Origin of the sequence: Streptomyces amakusaensis (assembly GCF_039532665.1) — a bacterium.
Classification (GTDB): Bacteria; Actinomycetota; Actinomycetes; order Streptomycetales; family Streptomycetaceae; genus Streptomyces; species Streptomyces amakusaensis.
In genome coordinates this window covers 481,649-502,651 of sequence record NZ_BAAASB010000001.1, presented here as the reverse complement: position 1 = coordinate 502,651, position 21,003 = coordinate 481,649, and the positions used below count along the sequence as shown (strand labels likewise).

At 72.1% G+C, this 21,003-nt stretch carries 17 protein-coding genes and 1 pseudogene; 10 read left to right on the top strand and 8 right to left on the bottom strand.

Going from position 1 to position 21,003, the window contains the following annotated elements; all coding sequences use genetic code 11:
- Positions 1–157: 157 nt before the first annotated feature.
- Together ABD371_RS02070 and ABD371_RS02065 are read left to right on the top strand one after the other, a co-directional pair.
- Positions 158–3,298: a sacsin N-terminal ATP-binding-like domain-containing protein gene (locus tag ABD371_RS02070; protein WP_344471953.1), complete on the top strand. Its 3,141-nt coding sequence runs from the start codon at positions 158–160 to the stop codon at positions 3,296–3,298.
- 75 nt (positions 3,299–3,373) lie between these two features.
- Positions 3,374–4,159 carry a hypothetical protein gene (locus ABD371_RS02065; RefSeq protein ID WP_344471950.1) on the top strand — a complete coding sequence of 262 codons (786 nt, stop codon included), beginning with the start codon at positions 3,374–3,376 and terminating at the stop codon, positions 4,157–4,159.
- Between the two features lie 21 nt (positions 4,160–4,180).
- Here ABD371_RS02065 and ABD371_RS02060 read toward each other — a convergent pair whose 3' ends face one another.
- The 3 genes from ABD371_RS02060 to ABD371_RS02050 form a co-directional block, all read right to left on the bottom strand.
- A complete protein-coding gene (locus ABD371_RS02060) occupies positions 4,181–4,708 on the bottom strand; it encodes a hypothetical protein (protein WP_344471948.1) in 528 nt (175 codons plus the stop codon).
- A 190-nt stretch (positions 4,709–4,898) separates the two neighbouring features.
- Positions 4,899–7,391 carry an HAD-IC family P-type ATPase gene (locus ABD371_RS02055; protein ID WP_344471946.1) on the bottom strand — a complete coding sequence of 831 codons (2,493 nt, stop codon included), beginning with the start codon at positions 7,389–7,391 and terminating at the stop codon, positions 4,899–4,901.
- A 69-nt stretch (positions 7,392–7,460) separates the two neighbouring features.
- A complete protein-coding gene (locus ABD371_RS02050; protein WP_344471944.1) occupies positions 7,461–7,763 on the bottom strand; it encodes a DUF2530 domain-containing protein in 303 nt (100 codons plus the stop codon).
- A gap of 205 nt (positions 7,764–7,968) precedes the next feature.
- On the opposite strand from ABD371_RS02050, the gene ABD371_RS02045 reads away from it, so the two are divergent.
- The 4 genes from ABD371_RS02045 (at position 7,969) to thpR (ending at position 12,104) form a co-directional block, all read left to right on the top strand.
- Positions 7,969–9,420, top strand: coding sequence for an NCS2 family permease (locus ABD371_RS02045; protein WP_344471942.1), 1,452 nt, complete (start codon positions 7,969–7,971; stop codon positions 9,418–9,420).
- A gap of 210 nt (positions 9,421–9,630) precedes the next feature.
- Positions 9,631–10,128 (top strand): MarR family winged helix-turn-helix transcriptional regulator, encoded by a 498-nt coding sequence (locus tag ABD371_RS02040; RefSeq protein WP_344471940.1) that lies wholly within the window; start codon positions 9,631–9,633, stop codon positions 10,126–10,128.
- Between the two features lie 27 nt (positions 10,129–10,155).
- On the top strand, positions 10,156–11,487 hold the full coding sequence (locus tag ABD371_RS02035) for an MFS transporter (protein WP_381734310.1): 1,332 nt from the start codon (positions 10,156–10,158) through the stop codon (positions 11,485–11,487).
- A gap of 32 nt (positions 11,488–11,519) precedes the next feature.
- Positions 11,520–12,104 carry an RNA 2',3'-cyclic phosphodiesterase gene (gene thpR, locus ABD371_RS02030; RefSeq protein WP_344471935.1) on the top strand — a complete coding sequence of 195 codons (585 nt, stop codon included), beginning with the start codon at positions 11,520–11,522 and terminating at the stop codon, positions 12,102–12,104.
- Between the two features lie 136 nt (positions 12,105–12,240).
- Here the strand turns inward: thpR and ABD371_RS02025 are convergent, their stop codons facing one another.
- The 4 genes and pseudogenes from ABD371_RS02025 to ABD371_RS02010 form a co-directional block, all read right to left on the bottom strand.
- Positions 12,241–13,230: an aldo/keto reductase gene (locus tag ABD371_RS02025; RefSeq protein WP_344471933.1), complete on the bottom strand. Its 990-nt coding sequence runs from the start codon at positions 13,228–13,230 to the stop codon at positions 12,241–12,243.
- Between the two features lie 76 nt (positions 13,231–13,306).
- On the bottom strand, positions 13,307–13,897 hold the full coding sequence (locus ABD371_RS02020; RefSeq protein WP_344471931.1) for a Uma2 family endonuclease: 591 nt from the start codon (positions 13,895–13,897) through the stop codon (positions 13,307–13,309).
- A 501-nt stretch (positions 13,898–14,398) separates the two neighbouring features.
- Positions 14,399–14,764: pseudogene (locus ABD371_RS35815) on the bottom strand (MFS transporter); the annotation flags it as partial.
- 188 nt (positions 14,765–14,952) lie between these two features.
- Positions 14,953–15,372 carry a winged helix-turn-helix transcriptional regulator gene (locus ABD371_RS02010; protein WP_344471927.1) on the bottom strand — a complete coding sequence of 140 codons (420 nt, stop codon included), beginning with the start codon at positions 15,370–15,372 and terminating at the stop codon, positions 14,953–14,955.
- 120 nt (positions 15,373–15,492) lie between these two features.
- Here ABD371_RS02010 and ABD371_RS02005 point away from each other — a divergent pair, with 120 nt between their 5' ends.
- The 4 genes from ABD371_RS02005 to ABD371_RS01990 all read left to right on the top strand — a co-directional run bounded on the left by ABD371_RS02005 (position 15,493) and on the right by ABD371_RS01990 (position 19,760).
- Positions 15,493–16,089: an RNA polymerase sigma factor gene (locus ABD371_RS02005; protein WP_229869269.1), complete on the top strand. Its 597-nt coding sequence runs from the start codon at positions 15,493–15,495 to the stop codon at positions 16,087–16,089.
- Positions 16,077–17,120, top strand: a complete 1,044-nt coding sequence (locus ABD371_RS02000) for a CU044_5270 family protein (RefSeq protein ID WP_344471922.1) — start codon at positions 16,077–16,079, stop codon at positions 17,118–17,120. The genes ABD371_RS02005 and ABD371_RS02000 overlap by 13 nt, the downstream gene beginning before the upstream one ends.
- A gap of 136 nt (positions 17,121–17,256) precedes the next feature.
- Positions 17,257–18,246, top strand: coding sequence for a glycosyltransferase family 2 protein (locus tag ABD371_RS01995; RefSeq protein WP_344471920.1), 990 nt, complete (start codon positions 17,257–17,259; stop codon positions 18,244–18,246).
- 2 nt (positions 18,247–18,248) lie between these two features.
- On the top strand, positions 18,249–19,760 hold the full coding sequence (locus ABD371_RS01990; RefSeq protein WP_344471919.1) for a DUF6056 family protein: 1,512 nt from the start codon (positions 18,249–18,251) through the stop codon (positions 19,758–19,760).
- Between the two features lie 96 nt (positions 19,761–19,856).
- On the opposite strand, the gene ABD371_RS01985 is transcribed toward ABD371_RS01990, so the two are convergent.
- On the bottom strand, positions 19,857–20,924 hold the full coding sequence (locus ABD371_RS01985; RefSeq protein WP_344471918.1) for an alpha/beta fold hydrolase: 1,068 nt from the start codon (positions 20,922–20,924) through the stop codon (positions 19,857–19,859).
- Between the last annotated feature and the right edge of the window lie 79 nt (positions 20,925–21,003).

Below are 21,003 nucleotides of genomic sequence, written 5' to 3'. Positions count from 1 at the left end.
GTACGTCAATATCAAGCCTGTCCGGCACCTGAGGACGGCCCCGCACCCCAGGTGCCCGCACAAGACCAGAGACGTCAATTCCAGCCGGTGGAAACCACCCCACCCCCCACGCGGTACCTTCACCCGAAGCCCATCGCCCCCCAGAGCGGAGCACAGCGTGAGCGTCACCCCCACCGAGCGGCCCGACCCTTTCGGAACCGCGCGGTTGAGGCGTGGGGTGCTGGACGCGTGGGCGGCGGCTCCGGCGCGGTTCCGGGAGGACGCGAACGCGGAGGAGGACCTCGTACTCGGGGGGTACCGCGACCGGCTCGTGGTCGAGCTGGCGCAGAACGCGGCGGACGCCGCCGCACGGGCGGAGACCCCCGGCCGGCTGCGTCTCACGCTCAGGCCCGCCGAGGGCGACTCCCCGGCGGTGCTGGCGGTCGCCAACACCGGGACCCCGCTGGACGCGGCGGGCGCGGAGTCGCTCAGCACCCTGCGGGCCTCCGCCAAGCGCGGAGACGGCGAGAGCGTCGGACGCTTCGGCGTCGGGTTCGCCGCGGTGCTCGCGGTCAGTGACGAACCGGCGATCCTCGGCCGCACCGGAGGCGTCCGCTGGTCCCTGGCCGAGGCGAGGGCCCTCGCCCAGGAGGCGGCGGCCGGCAGCCCCGGGCTCGCGGACGAGATCCGCCGCCGGGACGGACAGGTCCCGCTGCTGCGGCTTCCGCTGCCCGCCCAGGGTCCCGCCCCCGAGGGGTACGACACGGTCATCGTGCTCCCGCTGCGCGACGGAGCCGCCGTCGACCTGGTGGAACACCTCCTCGGCGGCGTGGACGACGCACTGCTGCTCACCCTCCCGGGCCTCGCCGAGATCGTGATCGAGACCCCCGAGGGCGTACGGACCGTGCGCCGCGCCACCCGGGGGCCGTATGTCCACATCGACGACAGCGTGCACGGCGAACGCCGCTGGCGGACCGTCACCCACACCGGCTCCATCGAGGCGGAGCTGCTCAAGGACCGCCCCGTCGAGGAGCGGCTGCGCCCCCACTGGTCCGTCACCTGGGCGGTGCCCGTGGACGGCGAGGGCGCGCCCGCCCGCCCGCGTACCGCGCCGGTCGTGCACGCGCCGACCCCGACCGACGAGCCGCTGGGCGTCCCCGCCCTGCTGATCGCCTCGTTCCCGCTGGACACCACCCGCCGCCACCCGGCCCCCGGCCCGCTCACCGACTTCGTGGTGCGGCGCTCGGCCGAGGCGTACGCCGAACTGCTCGCCCAGTGGCGGCCGGTGTCCACCGGCACCATCGACCTGGTGCCGGGCCCCCTCGGCAAGGGCGAGCTGGACGGCGCGCTGCGGGCGGCGATCCTGGAGCTGCTGCCGCGTACGGCCTTCCTGCTCGCCGCCGCCCCCCGGCCCGCCGACGAGGAGGAGGACACCGGGCTCCCCGGGCGTACCGCCCCCGCCGGGCTGCGGCCCATCGAGGCGGAGGTGCTGGAGGGCGCGGGGGCCGACACCGTACGGGTGCTGGCCGAGGTGCTGCCGAGCCTGCTGCCCGCGGGCCTGGAGCGCCGGGTGGAGCTGCGCACCCTCGGCGTCGCCCGGGTGCCGCTCACCGAGGCGATGGACCGGCTGGCCGGTCTGGAGCGCGAACCCTCCTGGTGGCACCGGCTCTACGACAGCCTCGCGGGCGTCGACCCGGACCGGCTGTCCGGCCTCCCGGTGCCGCTGACCGATCTGCGGACCGTCATCGGCCCCCGCCAGACCCTGCTCCCGCTCTCCGACACCCCGGCGGACCTCGCCAGGCTCGGGCTGAAGGTCGTTCACCCGGACGCCGCCCACCCCCTGCTGGAGAAGCTGGGCGCGCTGCCCGCCACCCCCCGCGCCGTACTGACCACCCCTCAGGTCCGGGCGGCCGTCGCGGGCTCGCTCGACGCGGGCGAGATCTGGGACGAGGACGCCCTCGACGCCGAGGAACTGGCGGACACCGTGCTCGCGCTGGTGCGCGACGCCGACCTCGAACCCGGCGACGAACCCTGGCTCGGCGCGCTCGCCCTCCCCGACGAGGACGGCGAGCCCGCCCCCGCCGGGGAGCTGGTGCTGCCCGGCAGCCCCTTCGCGCTGGTGATGCGCGAGGACGGACCCGCGCTCTGCGACGCCGAACTGGCCGACCGCTGGGGCCCGCGCCCGCTGGCCGCCTGCGGAGTCCTCGCCGACTTCACCCTCGTACGCGCCACCGACATCGTCCTGGACCCCGACGAGCTGGAGCCCCGCGACGGCGACTACGCCGAGCCCGACGACGCCGGTCTGCTGGACGCCGTCGACGTCTGGTGCGAGGACGTCCTCGACCGGCTGCCCGACACCCCCGTCCCGCCGGTCGTCACCGAACTGGTCGCCGTCCGCGATCTGGACCTGGTGGACGACGACCGCTGGCCGCAGGCCCTGGCCCTGCTCTCCCGCCCGCCGCTGCGCGACGCGCTCACCCAGCCGGTGCGGGTGCTGCTGCCCGACGGCACGACCGAGTCCGTACGCCCGTACACCGCGTGGTGGCTCCGCGACCACCCGGTGCTCGACGGCCGCCGCCCCGCCGGGCTGCGCGCCGAGGGCGGCGATCCGCTGCTGGAGGGCCTGTACGAGTCCGTCGACGCCGGCGGCTTCGACGACCCGCAGGTGCTCAGGGCGCTCGGGGTGCGCACCACCGCCGCCGATCTGCTGGACGAGCCGGGCGGCGCGGCCGAGCTGCTGGGCCGCCTCGCCGACCCGGAGCGCCCGGTGCGCCCCGCCCAGCTGCACGGCCTCTACAGCGCGCTCGCCGACCTCGACCCGGAGCAGGTGACCCTCCCCGACGAGCTGCGCGCGGTCGTCGACGGCGTGACCCGCGTCGTGGACGCGCGGGACGCGGTCGTCGCCGACGCCCCCGATCTGCTGCCGCTCGCCGGCGGACTCCCGCTGCTCCCGGTCTCCCCGGCGCGCGCCGGGGAGCTGGCCGAGCTGCTCCAGGTCCGGCTGCTGAGCGAGACCCTCACGGCGGAGGTGACCACCGAGGGCGAGGAGCACGACGTACCGGAATCCGTCCATGTCCTCCTCGGGCCCGCCACCCCGGCCTCCTACGTCGAGCACGACGAGCTGATCGCGGGCGGCCTCGAACTCCCCTGGCGGCGCACCCCCGACGGCGTCCTCCACGCCTCCACCCTGGAGGGCGTCGCCGCCGGCCTCGCCTGGTCGGCGGGCCAGTGGCCGCGCCGCTTCGAGGTCGCCGCCCTCCTGGAGGACCCCTCCCGCACCGAGGAACTGGCCCGCGACCGCTGGTTCGACGCGGGCTGACCCGGGCTGACCCGGGCCGTCGAGGCCGCCGAAAACCGCTTGGGGCGCGCGGCGGCCGTGTGGTGGGCTGAGCCGGTGACCGACGACAGGGACAGCACAGGGAACACCGGGACCGCCGCCGGGGAGTACGCGGCGCTGCTGGAGCGCGTGGGACGCGACCGGCACGCCCTCGGACTCGTCCTCACCGGCTCCCGGGCCCGCGAGGGCACCGCCACCGCCCGCTCCGACTACGACGTGTACCTCGTCGCCGAGGACGGCGCGGAACACGGCCCCCTCGCCGCCGAGCGCCGCCGGGACGGTCTGCTGGATGTGGTCCTGCTGCCGCTCACGGAGTTCCGGGGCCACGCCCTGCCCGGCTCCGGGACCGAGTGGAACCGGTACGCCTTCACCCGCGCCGAGGTGGTGAAGGACACCGCCGACGGGCTGATCGCCGAACTCGTCGCCGCCAAGGGACGGCTCACCCCGGCGGAGGCCGCCGAGAGTGCGCCGGAACTCCTGGACGCCTTCCTCAACAGCGTCTACCGGTGTCTGAAGAGCGACCGCGACGGCCGCTCGCTCGCGGCCCGTCTGGACGGCGCGGACACGGTCCCGTACTTCCTCGGCTATGTCTTCGCGCTGGACGGCCGGGTCCGCCCGTACAACAAGTATCTGGAGTGGGAGCTGCGCCACCACCCGCTCGACCGCCCCGAGTGGGCCCCCGACCGGCTGCTGCCCCTGCTGGGCGAGGTGCTGTCGGAGCGGGGGCCGCTCGTGGTGCGGAGGCTCTTCCGCGAGGTGGAGCCGTACGCCCGGACCCGGGGGCACGGCCCGGTGCTGGACGGCTGGGGGGACGATCTGGAGCTGATGCGCGGGGACGGGTAGGGGCGCGGAGCGCGGTCCGGTTCAGGCGGCGTTGACGAATTCCTCCAGCATGCCGTCCAGCTCGGCGAGGGTCTGCTCCTCCGTGGCGACCTTGTTCTGCTGGAGGAGTTTGATGGCGCTCGCGGCGTACTCGGCGAGGTCCACGATGAGGTCGCAGAAGCCCTCCTGGTCCTGGAGGAAGGCGTCGGTGAAAACCCGGGCGGACTCCTGCATCGGGCGCTCCGTGAGGAGGCTGCGCATCACCACGGTGACATCGGGGGATCTTCCGTCGGGGTCCATCTCGTGCTTGGCGGCCTCCAGATGGTCGATGAACACCTCCGTGGTGACGTGCCGGTGCTCGGCGAGGAGCATGGTCAGCCCGGTCGCGGAGACGGCCGTGCCGGTGGCGAGTGTGACCACGCGGCTGTTGCCGCCCTCCTCGGCGTCGGCGCGGGCCGCGGCGATCACCACACGGCAGGCGGGGGAGTCGATCCGCAACCGCGCCGTACGGGAAGCGGGGTCCATGGAGGCCCGGATCAGATCCATGACAGGCTCGTGGGGTTTCGGCATGAGCGCATGCTGACAGCCGTGGGGCGCTGTCGCCGGTGACTCGGCAAATCCGGACGTAACCGAACAATGACGCCGGTGAAACGGGCAGAGGCGTACAACTGGCGGACGGATTCAGGGTACGTACGGGCAGGGCCGAAAGCGTCCGATCATCGGGTCGCGAGCCCGGCCCCTGCCCTGGTCCCCGGCGCGCTCACGCAGGGAACCTCCGGTCCACCCACCGCCAGCCGAACTCCAGCAGCACCGCCCCCGCCGCCGCGACCCCCACCGCCGTCCACGGCAGGACCGTCCCCACCAGCTTCAGCGCGAAGAACTCCTGGAGCCACGGCACCGCCAGCACCACCACGAAGCACAGCCCCATCGTGGCCACCAGGGCGACACGCCACCAGGTGTAGGGCCGGGCGATGATCGCGAGGACCCACATCGAGACGAGGAAGAGCGTCAGCGTCGCCGCGCTGGTCTCCGCCTCCAGCGCGCCCGGGCCGCTGTAGTGGGCGCGGGCCAGCAGATAGGTGCAGAAGGTGGCCGCCGCCGCGACGACGCCCGCCGGGATCGCGTACCGCATCACCCGCCGGACGAAGTGCGGCCGGGCGCGCTCCCGGTTGGGGGCGAGCGCCAGGAAGAAGGCCGGCACCCCGATCGTCAGCGTCGAGAGCAGCGTCAGATGCCGGGGCAGGAAGGGGTATTCGATCTGGCTGCACACCACCAGGATCGCCAGCAGCACCGAGTAGACCGTCTTGGTGAGGAAGAGGGTCGCGACCCGGGTGATGTTGCCGATCACCCGGCGGCCCTCGGCCACCACCGACGGCAGGGTGGCGAAGCTGTTGTTCAGCAGCACGATCTGGGCCACCGCCCGGGTGGCCTCGGAGCCCGAGCCCATCGCGACGCCGATGTCCGCGTCCTTGAGCGCGAGCACGTCGTTGACGCCGTCGCCGGTCATGGCGACCGTGTGGCCCCGGGACTGGAGCGCGCCCACCATGTCCCGCTTCTGACGCGGGGTCACCCGGCCGAAGACCGAGTGGTCGTCCAGCCGCGCCGCCAGCGCCTCGCCCCCGGCGGGCAGGGTGCGCGCGTCGACGGGCCGCTCCGCGCCGGGCAGGCCCAGCTTCTGGGCGACCGCGCCCACCGAGACCGCGTTGTCGCCGGAGATGACCTTGGCGGTGACCCGCTGCTCGGCGAAGTACCGCAGGGTGTCGGCGGCGTCGGGCCGCAGCCGCTGCTCCAGCACGACGAGCGCGACGGGCCGCGCGCCCTCGGCGGCCGTCGCGGAGTCCAGTGCTCCGGCGGCCCGCGCCAGCAGCAGCACCCGCAGGCCCGCCTCGTTGAGCCGCTCGACGCCGTCGAGTTCCGGATCGCCGGGCGTCAGCAGCACGTCGGGCGCGCCCAGCAGCCAGCTCGTACGCCCGCCGCCCTCCGGCTCCAGGGTCGCGCCGCTGTACTTGCGGGCCGAGGAGAAGGGCAGGGTGTCCACGCACCGCAGCCCCGGGTCCTTGTCCGGATACGCCTCGGCGATCGCCTGGAGGGAGGCGTTCGGGCGCGGGTCCGAGGCGCCGAGCGCGCCGAGGACCGCGCGTACGGAGGACTCGTCCGCCCCGCCCAGCGGGCGCACCTCGGTGACGTCCATCCCGCCCTCGGTGAGCGTCCCGGTCTTGTCCAGGCAGACCACGTCGACCCGGGCCAGCCCCTCGATCGCGGGCAGCTCCTGCACCAGGCACTGTCTGCGGCCCAGCCGGATCACCCCGATCGCGAAGGCGACGGAGGTCAGCAGCACCAGCCCCTCGGGGATCATCGGCACGATCCCGCCGACGGTCCGGGCGACGGAGTCCTTGACGTCCGTGTCCTTGACGACGAGCTGGCTGATGACGAGCCCGGTCGCGGTCGGGACCATCATCCAGGTCACGTACTTGAGGATGGTGCTGATGCCGCTGCGCAGCTCGGAGTGGACGAGAGTGAACCGCGAGGCCTCCTCGGCGAGCTGGGCCGCGTACGCCTCACGGCCCACCTTCGTCGCGGTGAACGCGCCGCCGCCCGCGACCACGAAGCTGCCCGACATCACGGGGTCGCCCGGCCGTTTGAACACCGGGTCGGCCTCGCCGGTCAGCAGCGACTCGTCGATCTCCAGCCCGTCGGCCTCCACCACCTCGCCGTCCACCACCACCTTGTCGCCCGGGCCCAGTTCCACGAGGTCGTCGAGGACGATGCCGGAGGTGGAGACCTCGGTCGCGACCCCGTCGCGCCGCACCGTCGGCCGGGCCTCGCCGATCACCGCGAGCCCGTCGAGAGTCCTCTTGGCGCGCAGCTCCTGGACGATGCCGATGCCGGTGTTGGCGACGATGACGAAGCCGAACAGGCTGTCCTGGATCGGCGCGACGATCAGCATGATCACCCAGAGGACGCCGATCAGGGCGTTGAAGCGGGTGAGGACATTGGCCCGGACGATCTCGCCGAGCGAGCGGGAGGACCGTACGGGTACGTCGTTGACCTCGCCCCGGGCGATCCGCTCGGCGACCTCGGCCCCGCTCAGCCCACTCGCCCGGCGGCGGGAGGCGGGCATGGTCATGGGGTGTACGGGATCCAGCTCGGCCCCCGCGTCGATCGGCGGGCCCTGCTGCCGCGCCGCGCTCCGGACGGTGTCGCGGCCGTCCGGTTCCGGACCCTCCGTGTCGATCCCTGCCCGCTGAGTCATGGTTCGTACGGTACGGAAGGTGCGGCGGGTCCACCCCTCGGGAAGCGGGAGCGGCCCGTGTGTCGGGGGTCAGCTCCCGGTGGGGCCGTCCGCGCCGTCCGGGGTCCGCGCGTCCTGGGCGGCGCCGGCCGCAGCCGCCCGCTTGATCGCGGCGTCGCGCTTCCGGACGTACCAGATGCCGATCAGCCCGAGGCCCGCGCCGGCCAGACAGGTCCACACCCACCACTGGAGATCGCGGTCGGCGAACCAGCCGTAGAACGGGAGCTGTGCCAGGAAGAGGACGAACCAGAGGATCGTGCCACCGGTGACGGTGGCGACCACCGGCCCCTCCAGGGGCTCGGGCGCCTCGTGCTTCGCAGTCCACTTCGCCATGGGGACAGTGTAGGCACCCCGCCGGGCCCCGGCGGCGGGTGCGGTGGGGGTGCGGCGGCGGCCGGTGGGCGGGTGCGGTCGGCCCAGTCGCCACGGGGGTCTACGCGCGAAGATGGCGATCTTCGGTTCATATGTTCATACTGAAACGGTTTGCCCATGACCTGTTTCATTCGTAGAAACATCCAAGAGCATTGATGAGGACGGAATGACCCCGTCGGCCACCGCCGCCGCCCCCGAGGGCCCGCCGAAGGGCGCCGCCCCCGGTGGCCTGGACCGCTACTTCAAGATCTCCGAGCGCGGCTCCACGGTCGCGCGCGAGGTGCGCGGCGGCTTCGCCACCTTCTTCGCGATGGCCTACATCATCGTGCTGAACCCGATCATCCTCGGCAGCGCCAAGGACATGTACGGGCACCAGCTCGACAACGGCCAGCTGGTCACCGCCACCGTGCTGACCGCCGCCTTCTCCACCCTCCTCATGGGCGTCATCGGCAATGTGCCGATCGCGCTGGCGGCCGGCCTCGGCGTGAACACCGTCGTCGCCCTCCAGCTCGCGCCCAGGATGTCCTGGGCCGACGCGATGGGCATGGTGGTCCTCGCGGGCTTCGTGGTGATGCTGCTGGTCGCCTCCGGCCTGCGCGAACGGGTGATGAACGCCGTGCCGCGCAGCCTCCGCAAGGGCATCGCGATCGGCATCGGCCTGTTCATCATGCTCATCGGCCTGGTGGACGCCGGCTTCGTCTCCCGCATCCCGGACATCGCCCAGACCACCGTCCCGCTGACCCTGGGCCACGGCGGTCATCTGCTGGGCTGGCCGGTCCTGGTCTTCGTCCTCGGCGCGCTGCTCACGCTGGTCCTGATCATCCGCAAGGTGCCCGGCGCGATCCTCATCTCCATCGTCGTCATGACGATCGTCGCGATGATCATCGAAGTGATCGTCGACCTCCCGGACCGCGCCTGGGGCCTGACCGTCCCGAAGTGGCCCGGCAACCCGCTGAGCACCCCCGACTTCGGGCTCGTCGGCGAGGTCAGCCTCTTCGGCGGCTTCGAGAAGGTCGGCATCCTCACCGGCTCGCTCTTCGTCTTCACCGTCCTGCTGTCCTGCTTCTTCGACGCGATGGGCACCATCCTCGGCGTCGGCGACGAGGCCAAGCTGATGGACAAGGACGGCAACTTCCCCGGCATCAACAAGGTCCTCCTCGTCGACGGTATCGCCGTCGCCTCCGGCGGCGCGACCTCCTCCTCCGCCACCACCTGCTTCGTGGAGTCCACCGCAGGCGTCGGCGAGGGCGCCCGCACCGGTCTCGCCTCCGTGGTCACCGGCGCGCTCTTCTCCCTCGCCCTCTTCCTCACCCCCCTCGCCACGATGGTCCCCTCCCAGGCCGCCACCCCCGCCCTCCTCGCGGTCGGCTTCCTGATCCTGGCCGGCTCCATCCGCGACATCGACTGGACCGACTTCACCCTCGCCGTCCCCGCCTTCCTCGCGATGGTGATGATGCCCTTCACCTACTCCATCACCAACGGCATCGGCATCGGCTTCATCGCCTTCAGCGTCCTGCGCCTCGCCACGGGCCGCGGGCGCGAGGTCCCCATCGCGATGTACGCCGTCTCCGCGGTCTTCGTCTTCTACTACGCGATGCCGGCGCTCGGTCTCACATAACGGCGACCCCGCCAGAAGCCCCGCCCCGTACGGGCGGTCCCGGACCTCGGTCCCGGGGCCGCCCGTACGGCGTTTCCGGGGCCCTCCCGCGGCCCTCCCGCGGCCCTCCCGGAGCCCCCGGCGCGTCGCTCTCCGTGCCCGTCCGTGCGGTGTCGGCGACGCGCGAAACCGGTTGGTCTTTAGGCAGAGTAATGAGTTACGCTAATAAACATGTCTGACCTGTCCAGCGGTGCCGCCGAAGGCGACGCCGCACGCACGGTGGCCGACGCCGCCGCAGGCGCGATCGCTCCCGACGACGTCGCCGCCATCAGCGCCCTGCGCTCAGCCGTGATGCGGCTGGGCCGCAGACTCAAGCACCAGCGGGTCGACGAGTCCCTCAGCCCCACCGAGATGTCGGTGCTGGGGACGCTCGCGCGCTGCGGTTCGGCGACCCCCGGCGAGCTGGCGCGCAAGGAGCATGTCCAGCCGCCGTCGATGACCCGCATCGTGGCGCTGCTCGAAGCCAAGGGGCTGGTGCGGCTGGAGCCGCACCCCGACGACCGCCGCCAGAAGGTGGTCAGCCAGACCGAGCGGGCCGAGGCCATGCTCGACGAGAGCCGCCGCAAGCGGAACGCCTGGCTGGCCGAGCTGGCCGAAGGCCTGGACGAGGACGAATGGGCCAAGCTGCGCGCGGCCGCCCCTGTTCTGGAGAAGCTCGCACATCTGTAACGAACACCTTTGAGGAGGCGAACACTTTTGCGTACGGGACCCGGAGCAGACTCCGCACCCGCACCCGCCCCTACGACGACATCCATGTTCAGCTCACTGAAGATCCGCAACTACCGGCTCTTCGCCACCGGCCAAGTGGTCTCCAACACCGGCACCTGGATGCAGCGGATCGCCCAGGACTGGCTGGTGCTGACCCTGACCGGCTCGGCCTCCGCCGTCGGCATCACGATCGCCCTCCAGTTCCTCCCGATGCTGCTCTTCGGCCTGTACGGCGGAGTGCTCGCCGACCGGCTGCCCAAACGGCCCCTGCTGCTGGCCACCCAGTCCGCGATGGCCCTGACCGGCATCGCGCTCGCCGTCCTCACCCTCACCGGCGAGGTCCAGGTCTGGCATGTCTACCTCACGGCCTTCCTGCTCGGCCTCGTCACCGTCGTCGACAACCCCGCCCGGCAGACCTTCGTCGCCGAGATGGTCGGCCCGGACCAGCTCGGCAACGCCGTCAGCCTCAACTCGGCGAACTTCCAGTCCGCCCGGCTGATCGGACCGGCCGTCGCCGGTGTGCTGATCACCGCCGTCGGCAGCGGATACGCCTTCCTCTTCAACGGGCTCTCCTTCCTCGCGCCCATCGCCTCACTGCTGCTCATGCGCACCGCCGAGCTGCACAAGGTCGAGCGCGCCCCGCGCGGCAAGGGCCAGCTCAGGGAAGGGCTGAGCTATGTCTCCTCGCGCCCGGAGCTGATCTGGCCGATCGTCCTCATCGGCTTTGTCGGCACCTTCGGCTTCAACTTCCCGATCTGGCTCACCGCCTTCGTCCACGACGTCTACGACTCCGGCGCGAGCACCTACGGCCTGCTCAACACCCTGATGGCCGTCGGCTCCCTTGCCGGAGCGCTGCTCGCGGCCCGGCGCGCCACCTCACGGCTGCGCATACTCGTGGGCGCGGCGGTCCTCTTCGGCGCGCTGGAGATCGTGGCCGCCCTCGCCCCCGAGTTCTGGATCTTCGCTCTGCTGATGGTGCTGGTCGGCATGTTCGGCCTCACCGTCAATGTCACCGCCAACTCCAGCATCCAGATGGCGACCGACCCGGCCGTCAGGGGCCGGGTGATGAGCCTGTTCATGATGGTGTTCGTCGGCGGTACGCCGCTGGGCGGACCGCTCTTCGGCTGGATCACGGACGCGTACGGGCCCAGGGTCGGCCTCGCCCTCGGCGGGGCGATATCGCTGGCGGCGGCGCTCGGCGTCGGCCTCCTGCTCGCCAGGTCCGGCGGGCTGCGGCTCAAGGTGGATCTGCGCCGGGGCCACAAGCACCTCGCCTTCGTCCCCAAACAGCGCGAGAAGAGTCTGACGGCCGCCGCCTGACGCGCGGGACCCGGCCGGGCGAGACTCCCCGTATGAGACTCTTCGCCGCTGTACTCCCCCCGGCCGGGGCGGTCGCCGAGCTGGGCACGGCCGTCGGCCGGCTGCGGGCGCTGCCCGGCTCGGACGGTCTGCGCTGGACCAGCCGGGAGGACTGGCACTACACCCTCGCCTTCCTGGGCGAGGTCGAGGAACGGCTGCTGCCCGAACTGACCGCCCGCCTCGCCCGCGCCGCCCACCGCACCGAGCCCTTCACCCTCCGGATCCACGGCGGCGGCCACTTCGGCGGCCACACCCTCTGGGCGGGCGCTGCCGGGGCCCTCCCCGAGCTGCGACTGCTGGCCGAACGCGCGGACGCGGCGGCCCGCCGGGCGGGCGTCCCGATGACCGAACACCGCCGCTACCTCGCCCACCTCACGATCGCCCGCAGCCGCACCGAGACGGACCTCGGGCCGTACGCCGACGGGCTGAGCGACTTCGAGGGCGCGCCCTGGCCGGTCTCCCGCTTCGCACTTGTCCGCAGCACCCACCCCGAGCCGGGAGTCCCCGGCGCCCGCCCCCGCTACGCGACGGTCGCCGACTGGCACCTGGGGCACGGGGCCCCCGAGGGGCCGGGTTAACCTCGTAGGGTGAACTCCAAGACCAGAAACAAGATCATGGCGGGCGTCCTCGTACTCATGTTCGCGGTTATCGCGGTGGCGGCCGTGGCCGGGCAGTAGAGGACCTCCTCCCCACCCGGCCCACCGCCCCGCGCGCCTACCAGGCGAAGGCCTCCGGGCTGGGTCCGGGCCCCGGGAAGATCTCCTCCAGCGCGGCCAGCAGCTCCTCGCCCAGCTCCAGCTCCAGCGCGCGCACCGCCCCCGCCAGCTGCTCGACGGTCCGCGGCCCGACGATCGGCGCGGTCACCTCCGGCCTGCTCAGCAGCCAGGCGAGCGCCACCTCACCGGGCGCGAGCCCCTGCCGCTCCAGCAGATCCTCATACGCCTGGATCCGCTCCCGCACGCCCGCGTCGGCCAGCCTCTCCACCGCCATCCCGGCGGCGCGCCGGCCGCCCTGCGCCTCCTTCCGGATCACCCCGCCGAGCAGACCGCCGTGCAGCGGCGACCAGGGGATGACCCCGAGTCCGTACTCCCGGGCGGCGGGGATGACCTCCATCTCCGCGCGGCGCTCGAAGAGGTTGTACAGACACTGCTCGCTGACCAGCCCGTATCCACCGGTCCTGCGGGCGGCCTCATTCGCCTGGGCGATTTTCCAGCCCGGGAAATTCGACGATCCGGCGTAAAGGATCTTGCCCTGGGCGATCAGGGTGTCGACGGCCTGCCAGATCTCCTCGACCGGGGTCCTCCGGTCGATGTGATGGAACTGGTAGATGTCGATGTGATCGGTTCCCAGCCGCTTCAGACTGGCCTCGACCGACCGCCGGATATTGAGCGCGGAAAGCCGATCGTGATTCGGCCACGCCGTCTTGTCCGGCGTCATGTCGCCGTACACCTTCGTCCCGAGCACGACCTTGTCCCGCCGGCCGCCGCCCTTGGCGAACCAGCTGCCGATGATCTTCTCGGTATCGCCCTTGTTCTCGCCCCAGCCATAGACATTGGCCGTGTCGAAGAAATTGATCCCGGCGTCGAGCGCCGTGTCCATGACGGTGTGGCTGTCCGCCTCCGTGGTGTGCGGCCCGAAGTTCATCGTCCCGAGGACGAGTCGGCCGACCGTGAGCCCGGTGCGTCCCAGCTGTGTGTACTTCATGGTCCACCAGCCAACGCCTTGGAGCGCGCTCGAAGCAAGGGGATTGCCGCCGGGCGGCGCACCGGCGGGACTCCGGTCAGTCGCGCGGGAATTCGTCGGTGGCGAGGGTGAGGCCGGCGGGGGTGAGAGTGAGGTCGACGGGCTGGCCGAAGGCGATGGTCAGCTCGCTGAGGTAGCCGTTCTCCTTGGGCTGGGTATAGACGTGGCACTTGCCGGTGTACGGATCGGCGATCAGATAGACGGGGACCTCGGCGGTGGCGTACGCCTCTTTCTTGGGCCCGTAGTCGTTGGCGGCCGTGCCTTCGGAGATCACCTCGGCGACGAACTCGATGTCCTTGTGCCGCCACTGGCCGTGGTCGTCCTTCTCGGCATCGCCGGCGAGCTTGGCCACGTCGGGGCAGAAGCCGTTCAGGCCGCCCGGGAAGTCGATGCGAACATCGGACAGGACTCGCACTCCCATGCCGAATCTGTCCTCAAGAGCCCGGACGATCCGACGGATGATCTCCCAGTGCGTGTCCCGTTGCGGCGAGATGCAGACGACTCCCTCGACGACCTCGACCCGGTATCCCTCGGGGACGGGCATCCGCTCCAGCGCCTCGAACATCCTGTCCAAGGGCTGCATGTCGTCGCTGTCGGCCATCTGGATCCTGTCGATCAGAACAGTCACGGTGGCGCTTCTCCCCGCTGCCGCGTCGGGCGGGCAGGCGTCTCGTACAACGATCGCACAAGGACATAGTCACGCTCTGGAGAAACTTGTTCGACTCGCCCCGTCACTCCGCAGGGTTCGCCCGCTCCCGCAGCAGCAGAGTCGCCGTCACCGCCAGTGCCGCCAGGGCGAAGGAGGAGCAGAGGGCGATCAGGGCCAGCCCGTCGGCGAAGGCGTCGCGGGCGGTGGACAGGAGTTGGCTGCCTGCGGCCGCGGGGCCTGGGCGGCGAACATGGCGAGGGTGCCGCCCAGGACCGTCGGGAGGCTCCAGAACGCGGACTCCAGGGGGTCGAGCCCGACCACCATCTGGAGGTACTGGGAGATGAGGAACTGGCCGCCCAGCATGAAGACGACGGTCAGCGTCAGGGTGCCGAGGGAGACGCTGAAGCCCCGGTCGGCGAAGAGCCTCATGTCGAGCAGCGGACTGGCCGGCCGCAGCTGGCGGCGGACGAAGAGCGTGCCGAGCGCCGCCCCGGCGAGGCCCAGCAGGGCGCGGGCGGCGAGTACGGAGGCGAGGCCGAAGGCGGCGGCTCCGATCAGCAGGATCCGCCGCCGGCCGACGCGGTCGCCGAGTGTGCCCATGGTGATCATCGCGCCGGCGATGACGAAGCCGTAGGAGTCGGTGATCCAGAGCAGTTGGGATCCGGTGGGGGCGAGATCCTCGCTCAGGGCCGGCAGCGCCAGATGGAGCACGCTCGTATCCATGATCACGAGCATCGCGGGCAGGGCGAGCGCCGCCAGTCCCACCCACTCGCGGACGCCCGCGCGCGGGGTGTCGTTCCGCGGTTTCGGCTCCGGTTTCGATTCCGGTTTCGGCTGGGTGTTCACCAGGTCCCCTTTCCGGGTCCGTGCGACCCGACCTGGCTCACCGTAGGTATTGAGCTTACTTTTGGTAAGTAATTACCCGGGGGTGGGCTCCGCACCCCGGGGGAGGCGCGCAGTCCCCGACCCCGGGCCCGGTGGCGAGTGTGAGCGGCGTCATGCCCGCCGCCCGTGCGCGGTCGGCCCGTGCGCGGTCAGTGCCCGCCGTCGTGCGCCTCGCGCGCCGCCAGTACGTCGTCGACGCGCAGGGTGATCCAGTCGACCAGCCCGCTGAAGAGCGAGGACAGTTCGTGCCCCAGCGGGGTCAGCGCGTACGTCACCCGGGGCGGCGAGGCGGGCTCGACCGTGCGGGAGGTCAGGCCGTCGCGCGTGAGGGCGCGCAGATTCTGGGACAGCATCTTCTCGCTGATGCCGCCGACGCGGTCGCGCAGCACATGGAACCGCATCGGCCCCTCGCCCAGCGCGGCCAGGATGAGGACCCCCCACCGGCTGCCCACATGGTTCAGCACATCGCGCGCCGGACAGTCGGCGGTGAACGCGTCGCTCAGCGCGCCGGGCGCACCCGGCACACCGGGCGCACCCGACTCACCGGACCCTCGCGGATTCTCTGACATGGCCTCAGCTTACTCGGGGACAGCCCCTTACCCAAGGTAAGTTTCGGTTCCGTGAACCATCCGGGCCCCTGCGGACAACAGACAGATGACAGGCCTGACCGCTTGACCCGTGGAGCTGATGTGACCGGACCGCCGGCCGCCCCCGACGACGCCGAGGTGATCGCCCAATCCCTGGCGCGTCCCGACGTCTTCGCCATGCTCTACGACCGGCACGCGTCCGACATCCACCGCTACGCGGCGCGCCGCCTCGGGGAGGGGGCCGCCGAGGACATCATGGCGGAGACCTTCCTCATCGCCTTCCGGGGCCGCCGGCGGTACGACACCAGCCGGGGCAGCGCCCGCCCCTGGCTCTACGGAATCGCCGCGAAGCTCATCGGGGGCCACCGGCGCAGCGAGGAACGGGCGCTGCGGGCGATGGCCCGCAGCGGGGAGGACCCGCTGGCCGCCCCGTGGAGCGACCGTTCCGACGACCGGCTGGCGGCTCAGGCCCCGCTCGCCGGCGCGCTCGCGGCGCTGTCGCCCGGGGACCGGCACGTACTGCTGCTCATCGCCTGGGCCGATCTCGGCTACCAGGAGGTGGCCGAGGCTCTCGGCATCCCTCTCGGCACCGTCAGATCCCGGCTCAACCGCGCCCGTCGCAAGGTGCGCGAGGCCCTGATCGCCGACCCCGCGTTCACCCCCGATGCCACGGAGCTGACCACGTCATGGACGAAATGACCCGCCTGCGCGAACTGCGCGCGCAGACCCCGGCTCCCGACCGCGCCGTCCTCGCGGCCGGCCGCCGCCGGCTCCTCGAAGGCATCGCCGAGGGCGGTCGCCCCGGCCTCGCGGACCGGCTCGCGGCCTCGTGGCGGACCAGCGGCCGGGCGCGCGCGCTCGCCTCCGACTGGCGGATCGCCTCGCTCGGCGCGGCCGTGGCCATCACCGCCGCCGCCCTGCTCGCGACCCATATCGGGGCCGACCCGGCTCCGGACCTGTCCATGGACCAGCTTGCCTCGCGGAGCCTGGAGAACCCGGTCGAGGTGCTCCAGCGGGCCGCCGGCGCGGTCGAGGAGCAGCCGTCGGTCCCCGAGCCGGCCCCCGATCAGTGGATCTACTCCAAGAGGGTGGTCGACCGGCCGGACCAGAAGGACGCCCGGTCGGACGTCTCCGTGAGTGTCGACCACGACCCCGAGGACTGGACCCCCTACGCCAACCCCGCCGCCGAACGGGACCGTTCGGACGACGACCGCTCGGCCCGCGAGATCTACCGGATCGCCGAGGCGCTGCCCGACGACCCGGCGAAGGCGCTGATCGAGGCGCGGCGGCTCTATCCGACGGGCGACGGCGGGGAAGCGGATCCCGAGCCGGTGCCCGAGCACAGCTTCCGGGCGCTGCGGGTGATGGCCGAGTCCTATCCGCTCTCCTCCAAGTCGCTCGCCAAGATCTACCGGGCGATGGCCGCGATCCCGGGCATCGACGTCGGCGAACAGCTGGTGCGCGACGCCGCGGGCCGCGAGGCCATCGCCATCACCGTCCGGGCGGCGGCCGAAGCCGCCAAGACCGCGGCGGACCTCCGTACCGAACTCCTCATCGACCCCGAGGACTACCGCTATCTGGGCAGCCGGACCGTGGCCGTGCGTGAGCAGAGCCCCGGCACGCCCAATGAAATGAACGAGACAGGCCACCGAATCGACAAAGGCGACGTCCTCTACAGCGAGGCCCGCACGGATGTGGCGGTAGTTGACGCAGAGGGCAGGACGCCATGACCCAGGGAAAGCCGCGCCACGGGGGCGCAGAATTACCGGCTCACGCCGGGTTGCCTGCGCACTATGTAGCTCACGTCACATCGAGCGATGAATCCGGACCTGTCCGGAAGCGGTTGGCCCTGAGCTAGGAAAGCAGATGCCAGAGATTTCGATTGTCGTACCGTGCTTCAACGAGAGCGAGGTGATCGAGACTTTCCACGCGACTCTGATCGGGGTTCTTGAGTCGACGGGGAAGAGTTTTGAATTGTGTTACGTGGACGACGGGAGCAGTGACCACACCCGCGCCCACTTGCAGCAGCTCGCCGCCGCCGATCGGCGTACCCGCTATACCTCTTTCAGCCGGAATTTCGGCAAGGAATCGGCGATGCTGGCCGGTCTGCGGATGACCCGGGGGAAGGCGGTCGTCCTGATGGACGCCGACCTCCAGCATCCGCCGAGCCTGATCCCCCGGATGCTGGAACTGCGCGGGCACGGCTACGACCAGGTCGTCGCCCAGCGCGACCGCACCGGCGAGGGAGTGGTGCGGACCCGGCTCAGCCAGGCGTACTACCGGCTGGTGCGCCGGTTCATGGAGGTCGAGGTCGTCGACGGCGCGGGTGACTTCCGGCTGCTGTCGCGGCGGGCGGTCAACGCGCTGCTGTCGCTGCCGGAGAGCAATCGCTTCTCCAAGGGGCTCTTCTCCTGGATCGGCTTCGACACCGTCAGCTTCACCTACGAGAATGTGGAGCGGGCGGCCGGTCAGTCCAAGTGGGGCGGCCGGAGGCTGCTCAACTACGGCATCGACGGGCTGCTCTCCTTCAACAGCCGGCCGCTGCGGATGGCGATCCACGCCGGGCTGTGGCTCTTTCTCTCCGCGCTGCTGTACGCCGCGTGGATCGTGGCGAATGTCGTCGTCGACGGCGTCGAGACCCCCGGCTACGCGACGCTGATCGCGGTCATCGTCGGCATGAGCGGGGTGCAGATCGCCACCATGGGCGTCATCGGCGAGTACGTGGGCCGGATCTACCACGAGTCCAAGCGCCGGCCGCACTACGTCGTCCGGGAGACCGACGGCTCCGAGCCGCCGGGCCCGCTGCCGGCCGCCGCGCTCGCCGTCTCGGCGCGCCTCGGCGAAGGGCGGCTGTGAACATGCCGGTCGACACACCGACCACCTCGTCCGCCTCCTCGTCCGCCCGCCGCGGCACGGCGGCCCCGGACGGCTCGCGGCCCCCGTCCCGATGGCGGGTGTACGGGCCGCTCGGTCTCTCCCTGCTGCCGCTGGCGCTGCTGCTCCAGGCGTCCTTCTACGGCCGCCATGTGCGGCCCAGCGCGGACGAGTGGTGCTTCATCCCGGTCGTCCGCGACGACGGGATCTGGGGGCTGGTCGACAAGTTCTACTCGCTGGACAACGGGCGGCTGGGCAACGGCGTGCTCGTCGGCGCGTACGCGAAGTTCCCGGTGGCCGGGCACCAGTGGTACGGCCCGGTCAGCGGGGTGCTGATGCTGGCGCTGCTGTGGGCGCTGACGGTCGCGCTGCTGCGCGCGAGCGGCACCCGTGCGCCGCGCGGGGTGCCGCTGCTGGTGGCCGGGATGGTCACGGCGGTCTTCCTGTTCGCCACGACCAACACGTACAAGACCTTCTACTGGCCGGCGGCCTCCGTCTCGCACACGCTCGCCCCGGTGCTCTGCGCCGCGGTGGCGATCCCGCTGCTGCGGGCGCGCGGCCGGCGGGCCCGGATCGCGGCGCTCGCCGTGGCGGCCGGGGCCGGGGTCTTCATGGGGACGCTCTCGGAGGAGGCGTCCGTCGTCTCGCTGGTGGTCCTCGGCACGACGGTCCTCTTCGCCCCGATGATCTTCGCCGAGCGGATCGTCAAGGCGGTCCGGATCTGGTCGCTCGCGGGCATGGCGGGCATCGCGGTGGGCACCCTGCTGCTGGTCACCTCGCCGGGCTCGCGCAACCGCCGCGACCGCTTCGACGCGGAGAGTGTCTCGATGCTCGCGCCGGAGTCGCTGTGGGGCTCGCTGCGCGGGTACGTGGAGATCCTCGGCACGGTGTTCGGCACCTGGCAGTATCTGGGCGCGGTGGCCGCGGGGGTGCTGCTCGGCCTGCTCGCACGGGAGGGTGCGGGGCGGGCGCGCTCCCTCTTCGCGCCCGCGCGGGAACTGCCGCTGCTGGGGCTCGGGGCGGCGGCGTTCCTGATCGCCGGCTATCTCTGCACGGTCATCACCTACCCCGTCTTCGGCGACCGGGTGGTGACCACCGAGCGCACCTGGAACGACTATCTGCTGATGTACGTCCTGCTCCTGGTCGCCGCCGGCGCGGTGCTGGGCCGCCGGCTCCGCGACCGGGGCCCGGTGACCGCCTTCGCCGCCGCGGGCGGGGCGCTGCTCTGCGCCCTGACCGTGGTGGGGCTGATGGCCCCGCTCGCCGGTCTCGGCGACCGGATGGAGGTCAGGGCCGAGCGCTGGGACCGCCAGGACGCCTCGCTGAAGGCGGCCTCGGCGCGCGGCGAGAAGGTCATGCCGTACACCCCGACCGGGGTGGCGCGGATGAAGGAGCCGTTCGGCCGCCAGGGGAAGCTGAAGTGGCCCGCGCAGTGCGTGGCGGACTACTACCACCTGGAGAAGGTGACCTACGCGCCGCCGCCGGAAGCGCGGTAGTACGGCGCTCCTTCACGAGGAGCGCGCCGAGGAGCGCGCCGAGGGGCGGGCCGGGGGAGGGGAAACCCCCGGCCCGCCCCTCGCGCGCGCCGTCCGTCAGTCGCGGAGGAAGGCCAGCACCTCGCGCTCGAACCGCTCCCGCGCCTCCAGCTGCGGCAGATGCCCGACGTCCGCCAGCTCCACCAGCCGCGCGCCCGGTATCGCGGCGGCGGCGCGCCGCCCCAGCACCGGGAAGTCGCCGAGCTTCGCCCGGTTCTCGGGGGTGGCGTACGACTTGCCGATCGCCGCCCGGTCCTTCTGCCCGATCACCAGCAGCACCGGCAGCCGCAGCCTCGGCAGGTCCGCCAGCACCGGCTGGTGGTAGGCCATTTGGTACGTACGGGCCGAGGCCAGCGCCCAGCGCGGGTACTCGCCGCCGAGGGTGACGCGGTACCGCAGCTCGACATTGCGCTCGTACGCCCGCCGCCACTGCACCACATAGGCGCGGTAGAAGGCCCGGATGCCCTCCAGGCCGGTGTTGGCCAGCTCGTCGGCGAAGAGCCGTTCCGTGCTCAGCGCGGGCACCAGCTCGCGGTAGTCCTCCAGGCCCACCGGGTTGGCCAGCACCAGCCGCCCGGTGCGGTCCGGGTGCTCCAGTGCGAACCGTACGCCGAGCATGCCGCCCATGGAGTGCCCGATCACATCGGCGCGGGCCACCTCCAACTGGTCCAGGAGGGCGACGGTGTTCCGGGCCAGCAGCTCGAAGCTGTACTCCAGGGCGGGCTTCGAGGAGCGGCCGAAGCCGATCTGGTCGGGGACCACGACCCGGTGCCCGGCGGCGGCGAGGGCGCGCGCGGTGGGCTCCCAGGCCCCGCCGTCGAAGTTCTTGCCGTGCAGCAGCAGCACGGTCCGGCCGGAGACGCCCTGGGGGGAGTGGGGGGCCGGGGCGATGTCGAGATAGGCCATGTTGACCGTCTCGCCCTGGTTGACCAGCCGCAGGAAACGCACCGGGTGCGCGCTGGGGTATCCCTCCATCGCGATGCCCAGCGGCGTCTCGTAGACCGGCTCGGGACGGGTGCGCGGGACCTCCGCCGCGTTCGCGGAGACCGCCGTCACCGCCCCCGCGCCCAGTGCGGCGGCGGTCGTGGCTCCGACGGTCAGAAAGGTCCGGCGTGTGTTGCTCATGTGTGTCCCCCAGACTGATGGGCCGCCGATGCGGCTCCGCTCAACGTCCTTGGCGCACAGAAGGAGTTGAAAGGGGCCC

Coding starts and splice junctions, on each gene's coding strand:
- ABD371_RS02060 (WP_344471948.1), bottom strand. CDS start 4,708: ATGCCGAAACCCCACGAGCCTGTCATGGATCTGATCCGGGCCTCCATG.
- ABD371_RS02055 (WP_344471946.1), bottom strand. CDS start 7,391: ATGACTCAGCGGGCAGGGATCGACACGGAGGGTCCGGAACCGGACGGC.
- ABD371_RS02050 (WP_344471944.1), bottom strand. CDS start 7,763: ATGGCGAAGTGGACTGCGAAGCACGAGGCGCCCGAGCCCCTGGAGGGG.
- ABD371_RS02045 (WP_344471942.1), top strand. CDS start 7,969: ATGACCCCGTCGGCCACCGCCGCCGCCCCCGAGGGCCCGCCGAAGGGC.
- ABD371_RS02040 (WP_344471940.1), top strand. CDS start 9,631: ATGTCTGACCTGTCCAGCGGTGCCGCCGAAGGCGACGCCGCACGCACG.
- thpR (WP_344471935.1), top strand. CDS start 11,520: ATGAGACTCTTCGCCGCTGTACTCCCCCCGGCCGGGGCGGTCGCCGAG.
- ABD371_RS02025 (WP_344471933.1), bottom strand. CDS start 13,230: ATGAAGTACACACAGCTGGGACGCACCGGGCTCACGGTCGGCCGACTC.
- ABD371_RS02010 (WP_344471927.1), bottom strand. CDS start 15,372: ATGTCAGAGAATCCGCGAGGGTCCGGTGAGTCGGGTGCGCCCGGTGTG.
- ABD371_RS02000 (WP_344471922.1), top strand. CDS start 16,077: ATGGACGAAATGACCCGCCTGCGCGAACTGCGCGCGCAGACCCCGGCT.
- ABD371_RS01995 (WP_344471920.1), top strand. CDS start 17,257: ATGCCAGAGATTTCGATTGTCGTACCGTGCTTCAACGAGAGCGAGGTG.
- ABD371_RS01990 (WP_344471919.1), top strand. CDS start 18,249: ATGCCGGTCGACACACCGACCACCTCGTCCGCCTCCTCGTCCGCCCGC.
- ABD371_RS01985 (WP_344471918.1), bottom strand. CDS start 20,924: ATGAGCAACACACGCCGGACCTTTCTGACCGTCGGAGCCACGACCGCC.